Raw genomic sequence first — 238 nt, forward strand, 5'->3', positions numbered from 1 at the left:
GCAGACATCCGTTTCGACGGCGCGGTGGTGCCTTCCGATCGGATCGTCACGCCGCCCGGCAGCGCAGCCACGGCCATCGAAGCGGCAACCGACGCGACCATCGTCGCCCTCGCCGCTGAAGCACTCGGCATCATGCGCCGGATCCTCGACGACACCATCGCCTACACCCGCGAGCGCCGCCAGTTCGGGCAGTCCATCGCGAGCTTCCAGGCGCTTCAGCATCGCATGGTCGACATGT

1 protein-coding gene is annotated in these 238 nt (G+C 67.6%); it reads left to right on the forward strand.

Going from position 1 to position 238, the window contains the following annotated elements:
* A partial coding sequence (locus tag AC6UDF_RS07435) for an acyl-CoA dehydrogenase family protein (RefSeq protein ID WP_500724260.1) occupies window positions 1–238 on the forward strand: 238 nt, incomplete at both ends.

The sequence above is a fragment of the Fructilactobacillus sp. X2R6C1 genome, assembly GCF_059901295.1.